The sequence below is a fragment of the Microcoleus sp. MON1_C1 genome (genome assembly GCF_036701945.1).
GTDB lineage: Bacteria > Cyanobacteriota > Cyanobacteriia > Cyanobacteriales > Microcoleaceae > Microcoleus.
This window is the reverse complement of sequence record NZ_JAUBRO010000018.1, coordinates 23,631-45,688: the sequence shown is the minus strand read 5'-3', so window position 1 is coordinate 45,688 and position 22,058 is coordinate 23,631. Positions and strand designations below refer to the sequence as shown.

General features: G+C 46.4%; 23 protein-coding genes and 1 tRNA gene. 8 read left to right on the top strand and 16 right to left on the bottom strand.

The features are described from left to right. Nucleotides 1–84 precede the first annotated feature (84 nt). Nucleotides 85–366 carry a hypothetical protein gene (locus QUA62_RS12470; RefSeq protein WP_190661939.1) on the bottom strand — a complete coding sequence of 94 codons (282 nt, stop codon included), beginning with the start codon at nucleotides 364–366 and terminating at the stop codon, nucleotides 85–87. A gap of 34 nt (nucleotides 367–400) precedes the next feature. Continuing rightward, the gene (locus QUA62_RS12465; protein ID WP_006633901.1) at nucleotides 401–676 is read right to left on the bottom strand and encodes a photosynthetic electron transport-dependent transcriptional regulator PedR; all 276 of its coding nucleotides are present in this window, start codon (nucleotides 674–676) and stop codon (nucleotides 401–403) included. A 60-nt stretch (nucleotides 677–736) separates the two neighbouring features. On the opposite strand from QUA62_RS12465, the gene QUA62_RS12460 reads away from it, so the two are divergent. Both QUA62_RS12460 and QUA62_RS12455 read left to right on the top strand, forming a co-directional pair. Continuing rightward, on the top strand, nucleotides 737–937 hold the full coding sequence (locus QUA62_RS12460; RefSeq protein ID WP_333404335.1) for a hypothetical protein: 201 nt from the start codon (nucleotides 737–739) through the stop codon (nucleotides 935–937). A gap of 178 nt (nucleotides 938–1,115) precedes the next feature. Next, a complete protein-coding gene (locus QUA62_RS12455; RefSeq protein ID WP_333404333.1) occupies nucleotides 1,116–2,093 on the top strand; it encodes a carbohydrate kinase in 978 nt (325 codons plus the stop codon). Nucleotides 2,094–2,315: 222 nt separating this feature from the next. On the opposite strand, the gene QUA62_RS12450 is transcribed toward QUA62_RS12455, so the two are convergent. From QUA62_RS12450 to QUA62_RS12435, 4 genes are all read right to left on the bottom strand, one after another. After that, a complete protein-coding gene (locus QUA62_RS12450; protein ID WP_190661941.1) occupies nucleotides 2,316–2,804 on the bottom strand; it encodes a gluconokinase in 489 nt (162 codons plus the stop codon). 222 nt (nucleotides 2,805–3,026) lie between these two features. Then, entirely contained in the window at nucleotides 3,027–3,785 is a 759-nt protein-coding gene (locus tag QUA62_RS12445; RefSeq protein WP_333404331.1) for a DNA-binding protein, read from the bottom strand. 846 nt (nucleotides 3,786–4,631) lie between these two features. Next, entirely contained in the window at nucleotides 4,632–5,954 is a 1,323-nt protein-coding gene (locus tag QUA62_RS12440; RefSeq protein WP_333077709.1) for a 3-isopropylmalate dehydratase large subunit, read from the bottom strand. Between the two features lie 352 nt (nucleotides 5,955–6,306). Further along, on the bottom strand, nucleotides 6,307–6,600 hold the full coding sequence (locus tag QUA62_RS12435; RefSeq protein WP_333404329.1) for a hypothetical protein: 294 nt from the start codon (nucleotides 6,598–6,600) through the stop codon (nucleotides 6,307–6,309). A gap of 25 nt (nucleotides 6,601–6,625) precedes the next feature. On the opposite strand from QUA62_RS12435, the gene QUA62_RS12430 reads away from it, so the two are divergent. The 3 genes from QUA62_RS12430 to QUA62_RS12420 all read left to right on the top strand — a co-directional run bounded on the left by QUA62_RS12430 (nucleotide 6,626) and on the right by QUA62_RS12420 (nucleotide 9,453). Next, nucleotides 6,626–7,204, top strand: coding sequence for a PEP-CTERM sorting domain-containing protein (locus QUA62_RS12430; protein ID WP_333404327.1), 579 nt, complete (start codon nucleotides 6,626–6,628; stop codon nucleotides 7,202–7,204). A 593-nt stretch (nucleotides 7,205–7,797) separates the two neighbouring features. Beyond that, a complete protein-coding gene (locus QUA62_RS12425; protein WP_333404325.1) occupies nucleotides 7,798–9,075 on the top strand; it encodes a S8 family serine peptidase in 1,278 nt (425 codons plus the stop codon). A gap of 150 nt (nucleotides 9,076–9,225) precedes the next feature. After that, nucleotides 9,226–9,453 carry a ketohydroxyglutarate aldolase gene (locus QUA62_RS12420; protein ID WP_190661868.1) on the top strand — a complete coding sequence of 76 codons (228 nt, stop codon included), beginning with the start codon at nucleotides 9,226–9,228 and terminating at the stop codon, nucleotides 9,451–9,453. A gap of 1 nt (nucleotide 9,454) precedes the next feature. On the opposite strand, the gene sfsA is transcribed toward QUA62_RS12420, so the two are convergent. Beyond that, nucleotides 9,455–10,192 (bottom strand): DNA/RNA nuclease SfsA, encoded by a 738-nt coding sequence (sfsA, locus tag QUA62_RS12415; RefSeq protein ID WP_333404323.1) that lies wholly within the window; start codon nucleotides 10,190–10,192, stop codon nucleotides 9,455–9,457. Nucleotides 10,193–10,684: 492 nt separating this feature from the next. On the opposite strand from sfsA, the gene murJ reads away from it, so the two are divergent. After that, nucleotides 10,685–12,298: a murein biosynthesis integral membrane protein MurJ gene (gene murJ / locus QUA62_RS12410; RefSeq protein WP_333404321.1), complete on the top strand. Its 1,614-nt coding sequence runs from the start codon at nucleotides 10,685–10,687 to the stop codon at nucleotides 12,296–12,298. Nucleotides 12,299–12,372: 74 nt separating this feature from the next. On the opposite strand, the gene QUA62_RS12405 is transcribed toward murJ, so the two are convergent. The 3 genes from QUA62_RS12405 to moaC form a co-directional block, all read right to left on the bottom strand. Further along, complete coding sequence (locus QUA62_RS12405) at nucleotides 12,373–12,675, bottom strand: DUF3181 family protein (RefSeq protein ID WP_333219336.1); 303 nt, start codon at nucleotides 12,673–12,675, stop codon at nucleotides 12,373–12,375. A 63-nt stretch (nucleotides 12,676–12,738) separates the two neighbouring features. Next, nucleotides 12,739–12,996 (bottom strand): 2TM domain-containing protein, encoded by a 258-nt coding sequence (locus tag QUA62_RS12400; RefSeq protein ID WP_006633890.1) that lies wholly within the window; start codon nucleotides 12,994–12,996, stop codon nucleotides 12,739–12,741. A gap of 88 nt (nucleotides 12,997–13,084) precedes the next feature. Beyond that, complete coding sequence (gene moaC / locus QUA62_RS12395; protein WP_333077685.1) at nucleotides 13,085–13,606, bottom strand: cyclic pyranopterin monophosphate synthase MoaC; 522 nt, start codon at nucleotides 13,604–13,606, stop codon at nucleotides 13,085–13,087. A 78-nt stretch (nucleotides 13,607–13,684) separates the two neighbouring features. On the opposite strand from moaC, the gene QUA62_RS12390 reads away from it, so the two are divergent. Then, nucleotides 13,685–13,758 (top strand) — tRNA-Arg (locus QUA62_RS12390). Nucleotides 13,759–13,853: 95 nt separating this feature from the next. Here QUA62_RS12390 and QUA62_RS12385 read toward each other — a convergent pair. The 3 genes from QUA62_RS12385 to QUA62_RS12375 all read right to left on the bottom strand — a co-directional run bounded on the left by QUA62_RS12385 (nucleotide 13,854) and on the right by QUA62_RS12375 (nucleotide 18,423). Further along, complete coding sequence (locus tag QUA62_RS12385; protein WP_333404319.1) at nucleotides 13,854–15,098, bottom strand: MFS transporter; 1,245 nt, start codon at nucleotides 15,096–15,098, stop codon at nucleotides 13,854–13,856. 161 nt (nucleotides 15,099–15,259) lie between these two features. Beyond that, a complete protein-coding gene (locus tag QUA62_RS12380) occupies nucleotides 15,260–16,447 on the bottom strand; it encodes a glycosyltransferase family 4 protein (RefSeq protein WP_190661880.1) in 1,188 nt (395 codons plus the stop codon). Between the two features lie 251 nt (nucleotides 16,448–16,698). Next, nucleotides 16,699–18,423: a DUF2079 domain-containing protein gene (locus QUA62_RS12375; protein WP_333404317.1), complete on the bottom strand. Its 1,725-nt coding sequence runs from the start codon at nucleotides 18,421–18,423 to the stop codon at nucleotides 16,699–16,701. A 53-nt stretch (nucleotides 18,424–18,476) separates the two neighbouring features. On the opposite strand from QUA62_RS12375, the gene QUA62_RS12370 reads away from it, so the two are divergent. Then, nucleotides 18,477–19,715 carry a histidine kinase gene (locus QUA62_RS12370; protein ID WP_333404315.1) on the top strand — a complete coding sequence of 413 codons (1,239 nt, stop codon included), beginning with the start codon at nucleotides 18,477–18,479 and terminating at the stop codon, nucleotides 19,713–19,715. Between the two features lie 54 nt (nucleotides 19,716–19,769). Here the strand turns inward: QUA62_RS12370 and mutT are convergent, their stop codons facing one another. The 3 genes from mutT to QUA62_RS12355 form a co-directional block, all read right to left on the bottom strand. Next, nucleotides 19,770–20,174, bottom strand: coding sequence for an 8-oxo-dGTP diphosphatase MutT (mutT, locus tag QUA62_RS12365; RefSeq protein WP_190733181.1), 405 nt, complete (start codon nucleotides 20,172–20,174; stop codon nucleotides 19,770–19,772). A gap of 160 nt (nucleotides 20,175–20,334) precedes the next feature. Further along, entirely contained in the window at nucleotides 20,335–20,676 is a 342-nt protein-coding gene (locus QUA62_RS12360; RefSeq protein ID WP_190733183.1) for a DUF760 domain-containing protein, read from the bottom strand. Between the two features lie 221 nt (nucleotides 20,677–20,897). Beyond that, complete coding sequence (locus tag QUA62_RS12355) at nucleotides 20,898–21,857, bottom strand: RNA polymerase sigma factor, RpoD/SigA family (protein ID WP_333287912.1); 960 nt, start codon at nucleotides 21,855–21,857, stop codon at nucleotides 20,898–20,900. Nucleotides 21,858–22,058: the final 201 nt, after the last annotated feature.

The following is a 22,058-nucleotide window of genomic DNA, read 5'->3' as shown; positions in this document are numbered from 1 at the left end:
GTTGGCAGTTGTCATTAGTAATTAGTCATTAGTTCTTAGTTATTAGTTAACAGTCAACATTCAACAGTTAACAATTCCCAATAACTAATGACTTAATAATTCCCACGCTCCGTAACGATCGCCATAATAAGCCAAAATGCGATCGACCCGCTGGCGACCTGCCAAATCGAACCCTTCAGGATACTGTATCCACAAACCCCCAATTTGGCTGTCGCCGTAATCAAACCGCTGCGACTGCTGCGGAATTAAACCGGTTTGCACCCCTTCAACTTGACGCAAATGGACCGCCACTTCGCGATACACCGCCAGCGGCAATCCAGGGCTTTGAATTTGATAGCGGAGTTGTTTTTCTTGTGCCGTTTGCATCATTTCTTTGCCTGTACCCAACCTGATCCCCTACTTAAGATACTTCTTTATCGATCGGCCGCGGTAAAGGGCAGCAGTTAATATTGTCCAAACATACCTTTCCCCACTGCAACGCCCAGCGTACAAGCGTAACTCGATTGTCAGCGCGCGTCTTGTTCAAGATATTGCTAATGTGGTTGTCAACAGTACGCTTGCTAATCTCTAACTTTTCGGCGATTTTCTCATTAGTCAATCCGGCCGCTACTAACTCTACCACTTGCAATTCTCTGTCCGACAGGGTGACAGGGGTCCCAGAGACAATCCCACTCATAAACTTTTCCTATGTCTGCATATTTACCTATCTACAATTCTAAAGGATGAGGGATCGAGTATGAAGAGAAAATTAAATTTGCTGTGCTACTCTTTCGGGCCCGAAGCACCAACTCGCTTGCAGAATCGCCAGGAGTGTCAACCCCGCGCTGACACAGCAAGACGTACAGCCACTTGCACTGCTTGTGCGCCTGGTGGCGGATGCTGCCTTTACCTACCCCCATCTGACATCCGGGTCAAACCCGCAGATGTTTTCACGTAAAACAACTCATACGCCCGCACTGCAGTGCGTTGAGCGAGTAACTGCCAGTATCAATAAGTCTGATATTATAGGAGCAGCCATAAAAAAATATCTTGCAATTTTTCTGGGATGGGTTAAAAATCATTATTGACCTGTCTACTGCTGGTCTAAAATCTCAAATCTCAAATCTCAAATTTCTATGACTTATCCTCGCGTTCTGTGTCTGGGTGAAGTTTTATTTGATTGTTTAGCAGATCAACCAGGAGTATCTCTCGAAGAGGTAGAATCTTGGACGGCATATCCCGGTGGTGCTCCTGCTAATGTTGCCTGTGCTTTGGTTAAATTGGGGACGGCGGCGGGATTTATCGGTGCTGTAGGTGAGGATGAATTGGGGGATTCCCTAGTGGAGGTATTGCAAGAAGTAGGGGTTGATATCGCTGGAGTGCAGCGCCATCCGAGTGGGCCGACGCGGCAAGTTTATGTCTTGCGGAATGAAGCGGGCGATCGATCTTTTGCCGGTTTTGGCGAATTCGATACTGCGGATTTTGCCGACACCCACCTCCTCGCGGCACAACTACCCCAGGTGCTGTTTGAAAATGCGGATTTTTTAGTGCTAGGCACTTTAGAATTAGCTTATCCTGAGAGTCGAGAGGCGATCGCCCGAGCGATCGAACTAGCAGAACAGTACGACGTTAAAATTATACTTGACATCAATTGGCGTCCGGTGTTTTGGTCCAATCCAGACGAAGCAAAAGCGCACATTAGAAAACTATTAAAAAAAGTTGATTTTGTCAAGTTATCTGAGGAAGAAGCCGAATGGTTGTTTGACACTAGCGACGCTGGAGCTATTACCTACCGCCTCGATTCCGTAGAAGGCGTTTTGGTGACTGCGGGCGAGAAAGGTTGCGCCTATTGTATGTCGGAAAATGAAGGAAAAATCCCCGCATTTAAAGTAGATGTTGAGGATACAAATGGTGCCGGCGACGCATTTTTGGCTGGTTTTGTCAGCCAATTGTGCAAGGTGGGAATTAAGAGTTTAGCCGATCCAGAAATAACAAAAAAAGTTGTAACTTATGCGAATGCGGTAGGTTCGATGACAGCGATGAAACCCGGGGCAATTAAAGCTCAACCAACCGCTGCTGAAGTAGAAGCTTTCTTGTATTTGTACAAACATTAGCACGCCACACCTCTCCCCCGGAAACGGAGAGGGAACTAAATTTGTTTCAGAAACCCGGGAGCTGAAAAAAAATAATTCTTATACTAAACCTCCGTTAAAAAGCGTCGATAAGACTCGGCGTTTGGAATCCCTACTATACAAACTCTCGTCCTAGCTGACAGGGACTAAAAAATAAACAGGTATTTAAGCCAGATTTGGTATGAGAGGTTTTATTGTGAGCCATTAACCGCACTTCAGATGATTTCTAATTTGGCGCAAGATTACCTCTAGCGGTTGCGAAGCATCTATGATAATTGCATCTTCTGGTTCTTCGAGAGTGTCTAACTGACTTAACAACAAGTCTGCTTTCATGTAGTGATTTTCGCGACTTGTTAACCGGGCTGCCAATATCTGAAAAGAACATTTGAGATAAACAATTTTCACCCCCTGTTGGTCGCGGCAGAGCATTTCGCGGTAAGATGCTTTTAAAGCAGAACAAGCCAAAACCACATTTTGATTTTCTAACAGCCACCTGTCTATTGCCGCTTGCAATTGTAATAGCCAAGGAAGGCGATCCGCATCTTCTAAAGGAAGGCCGCGACTCATTTTCTCGATATTAGCTGATGGGTGAAAATCGTCCGCATCGCGGAAATCCCAGTTGAGAGATTGCGCCAGCAACTTGCCAACAGTAGTTTTGCCAGAACCTGAGACTCCCATCACGATTGTAATCATCACGTTTATTTACCGAATACTTGCAATTTTATCGAGTTGTGCGATCGAGAAACCGGGTTTCGTAAGTGGTTCGATGAATCATACAATTATAAACAATTCAACAAACCCAGTCTCTTTCTAATTCTAGAGCAATTTTATTCCCGAGTGCGTCAAAGGAATTCACAATAATTAACTTGGGTTCTTCCCTAACTTTGTGATGATAATTTTACTTATTGTGGCTGATTATCCGATCGCACTTGCAGCTAAAATATCACTGCTAACCGACTGGTACATCGCACTGGAGAAGGGGCGAAAGTCTCGCCAATCGACGGTAATCTTGCACAGCAAGCGAAACTGTAGCGGCGCTGGGGGTTGATTGAGGCGATCGACTTCTACGCGAACCACTTCTGGGTGCTGCGACATAATTTCAAAAATATCCTCCACAAGATAGCGCTGACAATAGCCGACAATCCAGTGATCTTTAGTACACAGAAGGAGACGGGAAACGCCCGGATTTTGAAATTCGTGGGCTAAGTACAAAAATTCGCCCACTTGAAGCCGATTAATCCGTTCAATTGCCGACTTTGATAGGTATCGCAGTCCATCCGCAAAAAAATGGATACAGTAACGTCCATTTTCATCTGGTTCGGGACAAGGGAACACCTCAAATTTATCAGTTGCCCGTTTGCCTCCGCTGCGCGCCAATAAAGCAATTGGGTCATGTTCGTGTTCAGAGATATTCAACCACTGTACAAATTCAGGGTAGTCAGGGCGCGATCGCGACATCACTCGATTAGAAAACAATGAAAACACTTTCTCTGAAGTGTAAACATTATTGAAATTTGGGAAAGATGGCAAGGGCTGAAACCCGCACTTAAGTTTAGCTTCTAGAACACCATTTGTATAATTGAACTGATATTCTTTACCGTTAAATGTCAATCGACCAATCGGAAACCAAGAACCGCTGCGCGGGCTTTGCCAAGCCAAAAATAGTGTCTTCAAAGCAAATCTCCTGTCAATTCAAGCAGTGCACACCTTACACAATGATAGGGTTGCGCTCTGCGGCGCACCTTACCGCTATAAGTAGCCTGTCAAACCAATTTTTACGTAAGCCCTGTGAATGTATTCTCTTAGTCTATAGGAAATGGCATCAAAATTTGGTATTTTTGGATTTCTGCCAGAACGACAGCAGCACCAACCAACTGAATAAACATCTTTTTTAACCAGAAGCTAAAGCTAAAATAATACCACAAATGCGGACAATAAATTAAATTGTACTTAACATGATTGTAGTGAATATCGTTTAAATGCCGTTCACAATCATCTTGTTGGCAAATAGGATATCCCCAAAAGCGCCGATATCAAACATCACTTTCTAGACTCTGGAAACCAGAAAATGACATATTTTGAACCCAAGTTCCTTGACCTCGCAAAGATTGTGTAAATATAACTTTTATCTCTCCAATATGCTTGGGATAGGGAGTATGATTAGGAGGTAATTTTCACAAAAAATGAATGTAGTCTGGCATTACAACGGCCCAATAATTTCAAAAGGTTATTCTGATTTAATCGCCCCTACAGCATTGCGGAGTCGCCAGACATTTTCTGACTCGGAAAATAGCGGTGTACGATTGTAGGTAACAAGCGTTAGGAATAAACTTACACCAGGAAGCTAAAATCGGCGATAGTTTGGCATTAATATCGTCATCCTACTTTTTTATAGGTCATTTTACACTCATTTTTGCGGGTGCGCCGAAGAACACCTTACATTCATCTCGTAGGGTAATCTGCGGCGCACCTTCCAGGGGCCTCCGGGTGCGCCGCAGAGCACCTTACATCACCTACTTTCTAACACAGGAATTCGCGCGGATCGGTGACATACCCAGTCAAGGCAGAAGCCGCCGCCGTATAAGGCGAAGCCAGATAAACTTGCGCTTCTTTATTCCCCATGCGGCCGGGGAAATTGCGGTTAGTTGTAGATACACAAATTTCTGGTTCGTTCATCCGCCCAAAAGTGTCTTTCGGGCCACCCAAACAAGCGGCGCAAGAAGGCGCTGCGGGTTCGATGCAGCCTGCAGCTAAGAAGATTTCCGAAAGCGTTTGACCTTCGTATTTTGTGACAAACAAATCTTCGTAAACTTTCTGAGTTGCTGGTACTAAATAAGTCGGAACTTTGACTTGATTTCCTTTCAAAATGCGGGCGGCATTCAGAAAGTCGGAGGTTTTGCCGCCGGTGCAGGAACCGATGTAAACTCGATCGATCTTGACATCGCGGCAGTTGCGGGCTAAGTCGCGGTTGTCGGGAGAGTGCGGTTTGGCGACGACTGGTTCTAATTTGCTGACATCGTAGGTGCGATCGCTATAAAATTTAGCATCCCCATCGCTGTAAAATGAATCGAAGGGTTTGTCAGTCCGAGAAGTAACGTAATCAAACGTAGTTTTGTCGGGCGCAACCGTGCCGTTTTTACCGCCAGCTTCAATCACCATATTGCACAGCGTCATCCGTTCTTCCATCGTCAAACGCTCAACTGTATCGCCCGCAAATTCCATTGTCCGGTAGTTAGCACCGGCCACGCTAATATCACCAATAATCTGCAAAATCAGATCTTTTGCTAACAAATAATCCGGCAGTTCACCGTTGAACACAAAGCGCATAGTTGCGGGAACTTTGATTAACAGTTTGCCGGTTCCCATGATAAAAGCCGCGTCTGTATTGCCGATACCGGTGGCAAATTGTCCGAAAGCGCCGGCATTGCAGGTGTGGGAATCGGTGCCGAAGAGCACTTCGCCGGGCCGGGTGTGGCCTTCTTGTGCTAGCGCGATGTGGCAAACTCCTTTGTAGTCGGGATTTGCTTTGAAGTCCGATCGATCCGTGATGTCGTAAAAGTATTTTATCCCTTGTTCTTTGGCAAAATCGCGGAGAATATCGACGTTGCGGTTAGCGCGTTCGTCGTTGGTGAAAATGTAGTGGTCGGGAATGAGGACGATTTTGTCTGGGTTCCAGACTTTAGCATTCTCACCGAATTCGCGTTTGAAAACGCCGATGGTGCCGGGCCCGCAGACATCGTGGGTCATTAATACATCTGTTTCTACCCAGATATTTTCTCCGGGCTCGACTTTAGTGCGGCCTGATGCTTTGGCTAATATTTTTTCGGTCAGAGTCATTCCCATAGTGCGATCGCTCTTTTTTATTAGATGCTACAAGTGTATTGTAAGCGAAACATTCCCTGTTACCCAAGATACTGAGGCAGGAAAATGTCTGGGATGTACTTCCAACTTTAGGAAACTGTCCAGCTTTATAGCAATTTTCAATTGCATTGAACATCAATTGTAGGGCGGCAAATCCCCACCTTACGAAATTATGCGTAATGTTATGTGTTGTTAAATAATTAGAGTGAATTATCAAAATGTAAAGTATATTGGACGGTAACTTAATTTAAACATTCAGTTGGGGCATGAGCAAAATTTTGTAATATTTTATCGAAAAGTCGAAGGGAGAAATTACTAGGAGTGGCGAAAAAGTTCAACCTTTCAAAGTGCAGCTATTACAAAGCGATCGCACTTCGGAATTCGCAGCGATCGCCCCAAAAACCCGATCGCTGAAAATATCCGCTGCGGGAACTGCGATCGACCCTCTGCTAATCCTATGAGCACCGCCGGTTGAAGCTGTTAATCTTACATTCTTGAGCGATCGCGCGGCCTTGGGAGGTACAGATCGCGTTGATTGGTCGATTTTAGGGCCAATCCAGCCGCCGTTTAAAGTATTGCCCAACTCCTTCTCAGTCACCTCGGAACAAGGAATCGGAATTAATGTCAATATTCCCCCGGCTACAACTCCAGGAGTGACGCCTCCTTTACTTTTTCAAACCTTGCCTTCACCAGGCATTCCCACCAACTTTGCCAGCGGCGATTTCATTTTGTTTACAGGTTTAAGGCCAGGCCCGCCGCCAGCGCTGGGAAACCCAGGCCCGCTAACGATTACCTTCGATCGCCCCGTAGCGGCCGCCGGGACGCAAATAGCGGTAGATGATACATTTTTATTCACTGCATCGATCTCGGCATTTGACAGTAATAATAATTTGTTAGGCAGTTTTTCAACACCAGGAACATCCTCATTAGCACTAGATAATTCAGCACAGTTTCTCGGAGTTCGCAGCGATACTGCCAACATTTCGCGACTCGTCTATAGCAGTTCTGAGGGAGCTCAGGCTTTGGGCATCAATTCTCTCAGTATTGCCGAAGCAGTGCCGGAACCCAGCAATATTGCTGCCCTTGCTGTTGCAGGATTAGGATTGTTTGTATTCAAGATTAAGAAACGCCTAGGTGAGGGTTTTTTTACAGGGCTAGGTGTTGAAAGCGATCGCATTTTTCCAATAAGCGCGCTCGCCTCCAATGTAGAAATTTATATTTTGCGGATTTAATAGTAAAATTTTGTCCGGGCTGAAAACAACCACGGTACAAGCCCCCGGATAAATCCTTGGGGTCGCTTTCTTCAATCTAAAATCTAAAATCGATTAACTATCACTTTATTTTCCGCCACTAATCTCTACAAGAGCCTCTACTTCGATTAACACAAAAATAAAAATTATGCAAGTCACTCGATTATGCGACTGGTAACTAACAGCTAGCGACTGTTATTATACGACTTATGCAAAGACTGTACTTTTAGGGTGCTCTGCGGCGCACCATACAAGTACACATAGTGTCAAAATTGAAGGAATGCAGCGTAAGTCCTACAAATGAGAATTTCGCCGCAATCAGATTAAGTCAGTTTTGTCAGTTGCTTTTGCAAGCTTAGATTTGGAAAATGAAACAGCCTTGGGATTAAATAACTCTCTTTTGCAACTAAACCCATTATCCAAAGCTAATTGACTTAACAAAAAAATACGGGGTTTCATCAGGAGCAAGACAGCTTAATTTCGGCAATTAAACCTGAATAGGAATCAATGTCAGGAAAGCTGTGAGAGATTGCTCATCACAGTCAAACCGTCCAACACTCAATAAGAGGTATTTTATGTCTGAACAACCTAGTTTTCCCATCCCAGGAACTGCCCGGGGCGATGAAACAACAGGGCGTTACATTGTTACTTTCCGCGATGATGCGGTGAGAGAAGGGTTAGACCTCTTGAGCGACCAAGCTGGTATCAGAGGACTGGCAAATGCTGCCGATTTCCCGGAATCTGCTTTAGACTTGGGCCAAATTTCAGCAGCAGGAGGAGCGGTGTTCCCAACTCTCGGCGTGGCTGTCGTCTCCCTAGAGGAAGGGGCTTTCAGCAGCATTATGACATCAGCGGGAGAGGATTCCGCCATCCTGGCGATCGAACCCGAGCGCACTTTCTACGCCATTGGCGATGGATTGTCCCTAGACTATTTGCGCGGCTATCGCGATGCGGTGAATAACCTGTACGAGAAAGCCACTACTACAGAGGTAGAAGGAATCAACAAACAAGGATGTTTTGCTGATGATATCGAATCTACTTGGGGTCTGAAGGCAACGAAGGTCATGAACTCTGTCTTGACTGGTAAAGGAATGAAAGTTGCGGTGCTGGATACGGGGATGGATCTATTACATCCCGACTTCGTAGGCCGATCGATCGTATCGAAGTCCTTCGTGCCTGGGGAGGACGTACAAGATGAGAACGGTCACGGTACCCACTGCATTGGGACAGCGTGCGGGTTCAAGGATCTGAACGGCCGGCGGTACGGGATCGCTTACGAATCGACCATTTATGTCGGTAAAGTGTTGAGCAATGCTGGTAGCGGCGCTAGTGCCTGGATTCTCGCTGCGATGGAATGGGCGATCGTCAACGGGTGTCAAGTGATCTCGATGTCCTTAGGAAACGAGACTCCAACACCGTCTACTGCCTACGAAACTGTGGGCCGTCGGGCACTCGAAAATGGGTGTCTCATCGTGGCAGCCGCGGGCAACAACGGGCCAACCGGAAAAGTCGGACAACCAGCGAATAGCCCGTCGATTATGGCTGTTGCAGCCGTCGATCAATGCCTCCAAGTGGCTACGTTCTCGGCTACCTCTGGCGGATCTCTAGGGGCTAAAGTTAATATTGCCGCTCCAGGAGTGGAAGTATACTCATCAGTGCCTGTGAATCAAGGGCGTTATGATGCTTTCAATGGCACCAGCATGGCTACCCCTCACGTAGCTGGGCTCGCTGCTCTGTATGCCCAATGGACTGGTAAACGAGGTTCTCAACTTTGGCAATTGCTAACTTCCCGTGCTATGGCACTACCATTACCAAATGCTCGTGTCGGAAGTGGGTTGCTACAAGCTCCGTAATCACGACAGCGATCGAAATTAGGGAGCACTTCCTATCGGTAGAAGGAGGTTATCTGTGTTCAGAAACCTCCTTCTACAAACATAATTCACTGAATTGAACTATACAGTAGGGACAATAGCTCAATGGATTTAGCCCAAAGGAGGCTGAATATGTCTGATGAACAAGTAGAGCGCATCATAGTAACTGTTGATGACCAAAACTTATCGGTAATTCAATCTGTTGTGACTGCGTTACAATCGGCGGGAATGAAAGTGGAACAGGTGCTAGCTGTTACTGGCATCATTACTGGAGAAGTTTCTCAATCGAAGCTAGAAGGACTAAGAAGCGTACCGGGTGTCGCTGGTGTCGAGGTCGATCGAGAAATGCAGGCAATTTAAACTAATCATTTAGGGTTAGTAGATCCAGTTTTGCTAACCCCAAATAGCGAATCCCTTCCGGCGTCACGTCAAACCGACAAGGCAAAACTTCGACACCTTCACTCATAGCCTGTCTGAACCATTCTCCGTAAAGGCGATCGGCACTATCCCCAGGAGCAAAATCTGTACAATCTCCGCGATTAATAAAATACAGCATTACAGCCCTCGAACCCTGCCGTACCACTTCTATCAATTCTCTCAAATGTTTCTGTCCTCTCTCCGTCACTGTATCGGGAAATAGAGCCAACTCCTCTTTTACCCAAGTTGTATTTTTCACTTCCAGAAAAATCGGTTTTTCCTCACCAGTCAGCCAAAAATCCACTCTACTTTTTTTATCAGTACCATAAACAACCTCCGGTTGAATTAAACTGTAATTGCCCAACTGGGGAAACAATTTTAACTCCAAAGCTAATTTAACTACTCGATTTGGCAGCCCAGTATTAACTCCCACCCAAGTTGGCACAGTGTCGCAAACTTTAATTAATTCCCAAGTATAAGCTAACTTGCGTTTAGGATTGTCGCTGGCAGATACTAGCACTGGATTGCCCGGAATGTAAACACCAGTCATCGGGCCAGTATTCGGACAGTGCGCGGTGATTATTTCTCCCGAATCTAGTTCTATTTCGGCAAAAAATCGCTTGTAACGTTTGATGAGAATTCCGGGTAAAAGAGGAGGATATTTGTAAATTAAGCCACTCATTAGATTTTAGATTTTAGATTTTAGATTTTAGATAGAACCTCTAACGGGGAGCATCTCATATTTGTAAAAGCACTTCTTCTGGCTCCTTGCTTCTTCCTCTTTCTTCCTGCCTCCCAACTCCAATTTCTAGCTGGGCTGCTTTCATTGAAATGCTCCCCCTATAACCCAATACCGGACTCCGAACTTTTTAAATAAGTCTGGAACCTAACACAATCAGTCATCTGTTATTAACTCTAGGTTATTTATCTTCTTTTATCAACTCATTTGTTTCATCATTTGTAGATTGTAGATTGACGCATCATACCACGAAACGGCGGTTTGTAGTTAGGGCGAATAGTCCCGATCGATTATTGAATTTCCGCAAGTCAGTAATATCGATAAAATCGGTATAAGCGCAATTCCCCCTAGAAGTTTTATGAGTTCGTGATATGATTCTCCCGATTCGCGATTAAAATAAGTGAATCCTTTTAGCATTAGCGTTTGTAACCATTTGTGTCCCAATTACAGAAGCCCTCTCGTTCCCTCGCAGGGATTGCCGGCATTGTCGCACTCGCCACTCTAATTAGCAAAGTCTTCGGCATGGTGCGCCAAATTGCGATCGCCGCAGCCTTTGGAGTCGGTGTCGCCGTCGATGCCTACAACTACGCCTACGTCATCCCCGGTTTCTTATTTATTTTGCTCGGAGGCATTAACGGGCCCTTTCACAGCGCCATAGTCAGTGTTTTAGCCCGCCGAGATAAAAAAGAAGCAGCACCTTTAGTCGAGACTATCACCACCTTAGTCGGGGGCATATTGCTGTTGGTAACAGTCGCTTTAATTATTTTTGCCGATCCGCTGATCGATTTGGTAGCACCGGGATTAAATAGAACAGCAGAAGGTTTAGAAATCAAAGCAATTGCCGTCCAGCAATTTCGGATTATGGCGCCGATGGCATTACTTTCAGGCTTGATCGGCATTGGTTTCGGCACTCTCAACGCGGCCGATATGTATTGGTTGCCTTCGATTAGCCCTTTATTTTCCAGCGTTGCACTTGTCGGCGGTTTGGGGTTTCTCGCACTGCAACTCGGAGACAAAATTATTCAACCAGAATACGCACTAATTGGTGGCTTAGTGTTAGCTTGGGGAACTTTAGCGGGCGCAGTTTTGCAGTGGTTGGTGCAACTGGTGGCGCAGTGGCGTGCGGGCCTGGGAACATTGCGCTTGCGGTTTAATTTTAAACGCCCCGGAGTGCAAGAAGTAATTAAGGTGATGGTTCCTGCTACCTTATCATCGGGAATGCTGCAAATTAACGTCTATACTGACCTATTTTTTGCATCCTACATCCCTCAAGCTGCCTCTGCGCTGGGTTACAGTGGCTTGTTAGTTATGACTCCTTTAGGCATCATTTCTAATGTAATTTTAGTGCCATTTTTGCCGATATTTTCTCGCCTCACCGAACCCAAAGACTGGCCGGAATTAAAAGATAAAATTCGTCAATCTTTAGTTTTGACCGGGATTACGATGCTGCCGCTGAGCGCTTTAATGGTAACGCTGGCTGGGCCAATCGTCCGCGTGGTTTACGAACGCTATGCTTTTGATCGGTCAGCGTCGGAGTTTGTCACGCCGATATTGATGGCTTACAGTATTGGAATGTTTGTGTATTTGGGACGCGACGTTGTGGTACGGGTATTTTACGCTTTGGGAGACGGAGAAACCCCTTTTCGTGTCAGTATTATCAATATCTTTTTGAACGGACTACTAGATTATTTGTTAGTAGGAGCTTTTGGCGCACCCGGATTAGTTTTGGCGACGGTGGGAGTGAATCTTCTTTCGATGGTTATGCTTTTGTACTTATTAGATAAAAAGCTGGGTGGCCTGCCTTGGGGGCAGTGGAGTTTGACTTTTCTGGGGTTAACTTCTGGCAGTTCTCTAACTGCATTCGTTACCTTGGCTACTCTGCAAGCCTGTCAAAGAGTTTTGGGTACTGAAGGTTTGGTAATTCAATTAGTGCAGTTGAGTGTGGCAAGTTTTGTAGGGTTAGGAGTTTTTGCCGTGTTTGTCAGTCAGATGAAGTTGCCGGAAGTTGATATGTTTGTCGATCGCATTCGGGGGCGTTTTCGCAAATAAAATTGTCGGGGCGGGTTAAGGGCGAACTACCAGACACAACGCCCACAATCTGCGTACAAAACCCGCCCTTTACTTTACATTTTGCGCTGAAATTCCTCAAGAACATCCATCAATTGAACTTGACACTGCATCGGAATTAAATCTGCCAGTGGCACTTCCCGCTTGCCGCCGCCCAACTTGACTGGAATTCCTTGCAAAACTCGTTCAACTTGGTCAGCATCTAAATTGCCATCTTCCAGCATTGAATAAAGTTGTTGGGCAACAACGGTATGCAGGTGGGCGTCATTGAGATACAAATGCCACTTGGCAATGTCAATGTAGACATTTTCGCCGATTTCGGCTGCTAAGGATTCGATCGCCTGTGTAGTATTAGCCATATCAAAAAGCCGAAAGTTATTTGTTATCAATCAAAAGACTTAACAAATCGCCGCCAACTGCCTTCAGCCAGAATCTTTGGTGAGTGGCGAATAATCGGCGATCGCAAAATGGTAAATCGCGTGGGCCAAAACTACGAGAGCCCATCCACCCGTTACCGAAATTGCCCAAGGCCAATCAGCCTTTTGCAAATTGTGAACAAACCACAAACCTGAATTGGTAGCAGAAAAAAGACCGACGTGGATAGCAAAATTCATCCGGTCATCTAAGCGGCGGTACTCGGGATCATTGCGATCGGGTTTGCGGGGCCAACGAGGAGGCATAGTTTTTCACTTGATTTTAGTAGTTCAGTGCCTATTTTAATCATAAGTGCAGCTTTTTTAATGCTGCATCCCTCTTTCGGCAGGAAACTTATGCCTCTACATTTTCATAGTCTCCAGACTTGCCGCCACTTTTACTCACCAGTCGAATTGACTCAATGGCGATCGACTTTTCCAATCCTTTAGCCATATCGTACAAAGTCAGCGCCGCCACCGAAACCGCCGTCAGCGCCTCCATTTCCACCCCTGTTTCCGCCTTAATTTTCACCGTCGCCCGAATTTGATACCCCGGCAACCCAGCATCCGGCATCACCTGCACCTCCACGCTACTCAGCGGCAGAGGGTGACACAGAGGAATCAAATGTGCAGTCTGTTTCGCCGCCATAATTCCAGCCAGCCTTGCAGTACCCAACACATCACCTTTCGGCGCATTCCCCGCTTCAATCGCTGCAAAAGTCTCCGGCAACATCCGCACCCTGCCAGCAGCTACAGCTTGTCGCACAGTCGGCACCTTCGCTGAAACGTCCACCATTTGGGCTTCCCCGCTGTTGTCGAGGTGAGTTAGCTGTGCCACATCGGGCAATTTAGAAAAAGTTTGGGAAAGGTCTTGCATTATTTTGGTAATGGTGTTACTGTTAGATTCTGTGAGAAAAGAACTTAATCAATTTTAGATTAAATCTCAACTCAACAGGGGCTTGTAGCTTAGTTGGATAGAGTGCATGGCTACGAACCATGAGGTCGGGGGTTCGAATCCCTCCAAGCCCACTACTAAAAGTTATGAATTTTGAGTTTTGAGTTGTGAATTAAGAAATTAATTCAACTCAACATTCAAGATTCATAACTTTTTTAATTTGGTACGTTTACTGATTCAAAGCATAAATATCTTTGCCTCGACCGATCGCAAATTTCATCGAATGAGACAACCCCTTGCTCGACAGAGTAATAAAAACCAGCAAAGCCAAGCCAGCGAGTCCAGCCGCAAAACCAAACATATTTCTGTAGCCAACTTGTTCAGCAACAAAGCCTAAAGTCGGCCCTGCAATCGCAATTCCCAAATCAAATCCGCCAATACAAAGCGAAAACAAGCGGCCCCTTTCATAAGGTTCGCACCTGTCCGACATCAGCGTTACCATCATCGGCAAAACCGTACCGCCCGCGCAACCTTCAACCAAAGCTGCTATTAAAAAAGCACTGCTGTTGTTAGCAAAATACAACAATAACATAGATACGGCATAACAGATTAAGCCGCCAGAAATAAACAAGCCGCGGCCGTATTTGTCCGAAGCCCGTCCCGTGAGCAACCGTATACCGAAACTGGCGATAGCCGCCGTTGAATAAAATAATCCAGGATTCAAATTAGCCTTGGTTTCTTGGAGAAACAAAGGCATAAAAGTGCTCAAAGTTCCAAATACTAAACCAACCACCAATAACACTAAAGCCGGAATCCGCACTCTCGGATTCCAGAGCATTTCCCAGTATTTTTGGCTATTTTTGTCCTCAGATAGCGAGTCCGAGAGTGTTAAATCTGCAAAATTAGGTTCGGCAATTTTGCAGGTAAAAAATACAGCCATTGCAGCGAACGCCGCCGACATCGCAAACAAAGGAGTATAACCAACCCAAGCTTGCACAAATCCGCCAATAGCTGGCCCAACTGCTAAACCAATAGGATTCACCAAGCTCATGTAACCAATTAATTCGCCCCGCTTTCCTGGCGGCGATAAATCTGTTACCAAAGCGCTGTAAGCTGTGGTAAAAGCGGCGATACTAATGCCGTGAAAAACGCGAATAAGTAACAGTAAGGGGATAGATTGAGCTAACAGGTAGCCCAAAGGGGCGATCGCAGCGACTGACGCACCTAGAAGCAAAACTTGTTTTCGCCCTCTGCTGTCGGCTATTTTACCCAATTGCGGCCTCGATAGCAAAAGTCCGATCGCAAATGCACCCATCACAAAGCCAATTTGCTGTTTTGTTCCGCCCACAAATTGAACGTACAGCGGCAAAGTTGGCAGCAGCGAAGCCAAACTTGACCAGAATAGCAGCCCTGCGGTGAATAATGTCAGCAAGCTGCGTCTGGGTTGGGGATCGATGTCCCTAAAAATATTCAAGATGCTAATTCCCTTTAAATCTTCTGAGTGCGCTCAAGCTGAGGTCGAGTGTATCTATATCATTGTGTTACAATTTCTTAATATTTGCAACAAAAAAACTTGATATTCTACTCACAGTCAACCGTGAACAGTCAACAGTCAACAGTCAACAGTCAGCATTCTTACCAATCAACCTCAGCCCTTTCCTCCACAACCCGGTGATAAACCCACTCGGTTTCCATCGCCAACTTCTGCCAACTAAATCGGCGTTCCAAATCCTCATAAGCATTGTCAACCAACCACCGCGCGTAACCCGGATTTTTCAGCACCTCCAAAATTCCCCAGGCCAAAGAATCCTGATTGTTTGCCTCAGTAACAACGCCAGTTTTACTGTGCACCACCACCTCTGGAAGTCCGCCCGCATTCGACACAACCACCGGCACCCTTGCAGCAAAGCTTTCTAATGCTACAATCCCAAAAGGTTCGTAAAGACTCGGGAAAACCGCGCAGTCAGCCACCGTCTGGAATTTGTCGAGATGTTCCTCAAACATGAAGCCAGTAAAATAACACTTATTCCAAATTCCTAAATTCCAAGCTAAGTGTTTGAGATGGTCTGTATTGCCGCCGCCAACAATTACAATTTTCGCTTTACCTCCCATTTCCCAAATTACTTTAGGTGCAGCATTCAGAAATACAGCAATGCCTTTTTCGTAGCTAATTCTTCCTACATAATAGACTATTTTTTCGTCGTCTGCCGCAAACTGGCGGCGGAAGTTCATCGCGTCAAATTCGTGCCAGCGGGGCTTTTTTTCCGACCTGATTCCGTTGTAAATTACCTCTATTTTGTTCCACGGAGTCGATAGTACCCGTTCGGCTTCCCGCCGCATATAATCGCTGCAAACAATTACCCGCCAAGCGTTGTAAGCTAGGTCGTTTTCCTTGGCGTTAATATAGCGCTGCCCTTCGTTGTGGATGCCGTTGAAGCGCCCGTATTCCGTGGCGTGGATGGTGGCAATTAGCGGTACTTTAAAAGTATGCTTCAGGGCGATCGCCGCATCTCCCACTAACCAATCGTGAGCGTGGATGATATCAAAGGGGCCTTCCTCAAGCATCAGTTTTCCGCCTTGGTGGCCCATGCTTTGGTTGAGGTTCGCCACCCAGTGAAAAAAGTCCTTGGCGTGCCCCACAACCACCCGATGCACACGTATTCCTTCCACCACTTCGTACATCGGCGCATGGCCGAACTCTACTGTAATTAAGTGAATGTCGTGCCCCAGCTTCACCAATTCTGGATATAGTTCCGATACGTGGCGGGCGATACCGCCTACGATTCTGGGAGGAAACTCCCATGCCAATACCAAAATTTTCATCTTTCTCCCTCCAAATAATTTATATATCTTAATGTTTAGGATTAACAGATTTATTGTATAATAACCAGCCTCAAATTTGAGGTGATCGTAAGTTGATGCCCAATGCCTGACTTTTGGCAGCAACAAAGACAGAAAATCATGCCTAAACCTGGTTTTTGCACGAAATTGCTCGATCGCCATTGCTGCCAAAAAAACAGGTTTCCTCAAGATTTGAGCCACTGAAGCAAGCAATGGCGAGATCGTCTACCCGCTTACCGTTTCTTCAAAATCGGCTCCAATTCGCGGCGAAAACTGGTCCAAGCAGCAACCGATGCAGAATTAGAAACAGCACCCTGACGCATCAAAATCGCGCCGTCTTCAAAGCCAACAATTCCGTAATCTCCCGATTTGGACATTCGATCGATCGCCGGTACGATCTCCCGCAACTGTCCCCGTTCCGCGCGAAACGCAGCCTGATACTGCTGCAACTGCCAGAGATCGGCAATTACATATTCCATCTTCACTGCCTTCCCCGCATCATTGCGGAGTTCAAACATCGGAAACCTGAGAATTTCCCGGCGACTTGACAAAATCGGCACAATAGTATTCGTTGCTGCCACGCTAGCATCAGCAGGAATTTGAGCCAACAGCGGCCGCACTTGCAAAACGTGCTGCCATTGTCTGACGAGAGGAACCTGCACCCAAGGATCGATCGCATCGGGCAAAATCAAAGAAAAAGTCCGATTTGGGTTAGAGGTGAAGGTAAAAAATAGCGACAAGCAGATACAAAACGCCCAAAAGCGGCGAAACTTTGAAGATGAAGGCAGAGGAAATAAAGCAGAAGGAAAACGCAAAAACATTCTTTCCTCTTTCACCATTCTATCTTCTTCCTTTTGACGCTGGGCCCACCACAGAATCGCCCCATAAAAAAGCCCTGGAACCACAGTCATCGCATAGCGAATATTAATCGCCAGCACTGACTCTCCTTTCGCTAAAAATAGCTTCAGCAGCGGAAATCCAGCAATCATCCAAGACGCAGGCGCGAAAGCTGGAACCAAAGCTAATGGCAACCACTGGCCAAGGAGGTATCTAATCTTACCAAAAAACGGCGTAAATAATTGAGCCAGCAACCGCCCGGGATTGCTCACCATTCCCCAAATAATTTCTAGAGTAGAAGCTTCATCTCCATCGGCATATTGACCGAAGCGCTCCATCATAAACCGCTGGGATATATCAGCAGAAAACAAAGGCATAATCAGATTGGTCAGGACGATCATATAACCAAAACTGAGTATGCAGACGGCTAAACCAGTCCTCGGGTAGCGCCGGCTCAAAATCAGGTAAACTCCGACGCCAAATAAAACAACTCCCCCATCTTCTCGCACGGCCAAAATTAAAGTTGCCAGAATCCCAAACAGCGGCCACCAGCGCTTCTCCATCGCCAGCAGCAAGCTAAAGACATACAGCGGCATTTGACAAATATCGTGAAAATTGCCCAAAGTCGGGCCGATAACCGCGTTAGCGCAGTAATAGCTCACAACAATTGTCGCCGACAGCCTCGGTTCCAGATAGTGTCTGGCGAGAGCATAGAGCACTCCTCCCGCCGCCGTAATTAAAGTCACCTGCAACACAGTCAAAGTGACGGGCGAGGGAAACAGCGAGTAAATTGGCAACCACAGCATTAGCGCCGGGGTGAAATGCTGCCCCAACCGATAGTAAGATACTTCCGGGAGCTGGTTTTGGTGAACCACATTAGTGGACAAAGCCGAAGAGAGGGAACTCTCAAACAAGTGACCCCGAGTGCCGTTCCAAAAAAGTTGATTGAAAATGCCTTGGTCGTAAGTAGCGTAAAAGCTGTAGTAGCGGTGCAGCGTCAGCAACAGGCACAGCACAAAAAAGGCGGCCGCTACTTGAACCACCACCCGCAGCGACTCATTTTTCTTCCATCTCAAAAATATCATCTGCCCGCTTGTAATGAAATTATCGGACAATAGCATAAATCTAAAGTAAGTATTAAATTAAAGTAGAAGTGAAATAACTCGGCTCGGCAATGCTCAATTATTTTCACCCGATCGAAAAGCTCAACAGCGTCCATCCAACACCCGGCACCAGTGGCACTGACTGTTCTCCCGAACAGCAGGTCAATTCCGCACCGCTTTTACAGCTTTTGCTGTTTGTAGACAAGCGTTCCTCTTCCCGGGAACAGACCAGACACATCCGCAAGTCCCTAAAGGATTTGAAGGCAGAGTGCGACTTTGAGCTTCAAATCATCGACGTAGGAGAACAGCCCGATTTAGCCGAACACTTTAAACTTGTAGCCACTCCCTCGCTGCTCAAAATTCATCCCGAGCCGCGACAAACTCTCGCCGGCAGCAATTTGATCGCCCAACTCGAACACTGGTGGCCCCGCTGGAAGCGTTCTGTAGAAGAATACGCAGCTCAGCAGCAGTCAGCCCCAGCACTTGCTGAAAGCCTGACTAACCCAAAGCCCATCTATTCCGTTGCTTGCGCCGCCGAACTTGTGCAGCTTTCTGATGAAGTTTTTCGCCTCAAACAGGAAAAAGAACACCTGCAAGAGCAGTTGCAGTTGAAAGACCGGATTATTGCGATGCTAGCTCACGACTTGCGTAATCCCTTGACGGCAGCATCTTTGGCTTTGGAGACTTTGGAGTCAAGTCAGAAGGTGAAAGAGGGGGAAAAGTCGCGTTTGACACCGAGTCTGGCGGCTCATTTGATGAAACAAGCCCGCCGCCAAATCCAAATTGTCGATCGTATGATTACAGATATCCTGCAAGCAGCCCGGGGTACAAACGCTCAACTCCACATTGAACCAAAAAGAATCGAACTGGGGGAGATTTGTCAAGATGTAATCTTGCAGTTTCAAGACAAATTTCAGGCGAAAAGTCTAAACTTAGAAACAGACATTCCCGCAGATTTGCCCTTGGTTTATGCCGATCCCGATCGCATCAAACAAGTCATGGTCAACCTGCTTGACAACGCCAGCAAGTACACCCCAGACCGAGGAACTGTTAATCTTTCAATTCTCCACCGCACCGCTTACAAAGTTCAAGTCAGCATTTGCAACAGCGGCCCGGGAATTCCTGAAGAAGATTGCGCGAGCATTTTTGAAGACAGCTTTCGCTTGCAGCGAGATAAATCAACAGACGGTTACGGCATTGGACTGTCTCTGTGTCAAGGCATCATCCGCGCCCACTACGGTCAAATTTGGGTAGATTCTGTACCCGATAGAGGCAGTTGTTTTCACTTTACTCTGCCCGTCCAAAAATAAAAGTTAGCTGTCATTTGTCAGTTGTTCAGTAGCAACCGAATTTTATATTACAGCTCAACTTTTCCGCAGTGCAGTAATAATCTGTGCGTTTGCCTTGGGAAAAGTAAATTGGTCAATTTCGTCCAGTGTCACCCAGCGAATTTCATCGCATTCAATCGTTTGCGGTTCACCGCTGACGTGGCGGCAGTGGTGCACGTATAGTCTAACTGTAAATTTAGTGTAGTCGTGGTCAATTGTAATCAAGCGATCGCCAACTTCTACGACAATCCCCAACTCCTCCATAATTTCCCGTTTTATGCAAGCTTCGATTGTTTCCCCAGGCTCTATTTTTCCGCCCGGAAACTCCCAGAAACCCCCGTGCAGTCCATGTTGTCGGCGCTTGTCAATCAAAATTTGTTGGCGATCGTTCCAGATTGCAGCAACGCCGATAACTTTGTGGGCCAAAGGAGGAAGAGACATATTAATTGGGAATTGGGTATTGGGAATTTAAGAATAATATCAATAATTATTCAATTATTTAATCTAAAATCTAAAATCTAAAATCTAAAATCTAAAATATTAAGCCCCCATCTTGCGAGGGGGGGCTTGACACTTGGATCACTTAAATGTTCAAAATCTACTAATCGTCCGAGCCGTGTCTCTCACTGGCTTGTAGGGACTTTTCAAAAGTCATTCGCTGTTCGGCATTTTTCAGAAAATAACCGCTAATCATAGCCGAGGCGAGCAATCTACCCAAATGTTCGCGACTGGTAGTCACTGTCACCCCGAAGTGTTCCGAAGGCAAATTCCCCAAAAGTCCAACAATATTTCGCTCCATTACTTGAAACACTTCGTGAGAAGTCGGCTTAGACAACTGAGAAACTGTGTCCGGAGCCATTGACTGCACGTATTGCCATAATAAGTTGGTATTTTCTCCGTCTTCTTCAAAGAATTCTGGGGATTTATTAGATGAGTTGCTCACGAGTACCTCCGTTTCAGACACAGCTTGTTATGTTAGACGCGGGCGGTTAAATTAAATAACCCTTATCTGATCGCTGCTGATGTTTATTACTAAGTAATTACTAATGTAGCAGGACAGTCATAGCAACCAAGTGGGCACAACCGAATTAAAAGCGGCGGTTTTTACGATTTTAGATTGGGGATTGCAAGTGGGGGGGACCCGATCGCCAATCCCCAATCTACCTAGCTGGCTAGATAATCGTTGATATCTTGCTTTCGCTTGCGGAGTTTGGTCAAAGCTTCCCGTTCTATTTGCCGCACTCGTTCCCGACTGATGTTGAGACGATCGCCTATTTTTGCCAAAGTTAGGGTTTGTCCGTCTTCTAAACCGAACCGCAAGGCGAGCACTTCTCGCTGTTGCTGAGTCAGTTCCGCCATCAGGTGGTCTAAGTCAGTCCGCAGGGAAGATTGCAGGGCAAAATCTTCTGGCGTAGTACCCGTATCTTCCAACAAATCGCCCAACTCTGTATCTTGATTGTCTCCCACGCGCAAGTCCAGGGAAAGTGGCAGGCGCGCGCGATCGAGATATTCGCGAATCTGTTTGGGAGTCAATTCTAGCTCTGATGCCAATTCAGCAGCCGTGGCCGCGCGACCGAGCTGTTGAGCAAGTTGGCGCTGAGCCTTTTTAATTTTGTTGAGCTTTTCGGTGATGTGGATCGGTAAGCGGATGGTGCGACCTTTTTCGGCGATCGCCCGGGTAATTGCCTGACGAATCCACCAATAAGCATAAGTAGAAAATCTGTAGCCCTTAGTGGGGTCAAATTTTTCTACTCCCCGCTGCATCCCGATCGTGCCTTCCTGAATTAGATCCAGTAAATCTACGTTGCGCTTGATATATTTCTTGGCAACAGACACTACCAGGCGGAGATTCGCTTCCACCATTTGGCGCTTTGCCCTTTCCCCCTGCTCGATCGTCCGCTGCAACTGTGCCTCAGACAGCCCAACTGCCTGTGCCCATTCAGCCGCCGTCGGGTCGCGGCCTAACTCTTCGGCTAAAATATCTTTCTCCTGATGCAGTGCGGTTGAGCGCTGTACCTGTTTCCCGAAGAGTATTTCTTGCTCATGGGTCAACAAGGGAACGCGGCCGATTTCCCGCAAGTAAGCGCGAACAGAATCTGTATCTGAGGACTTAAGAGTTTTCATGAGCTTTTCCCGCTGAGGATCTGTGCCTCTAAAGGTTTGCGGTAGTCGCAAACCCCTAGCTTTAGCTGGGAAGGAAAGCGGGCGGGGACTTGCGCTTTCCTTCCATTTAAAGAGGCTTAATTTTATGGTAGCGAGCTACTACTCCCAGTCAGCACCATCTCAGGTTAGGTTTTGGTTGGGGCGTGCACAATACTACGTTAT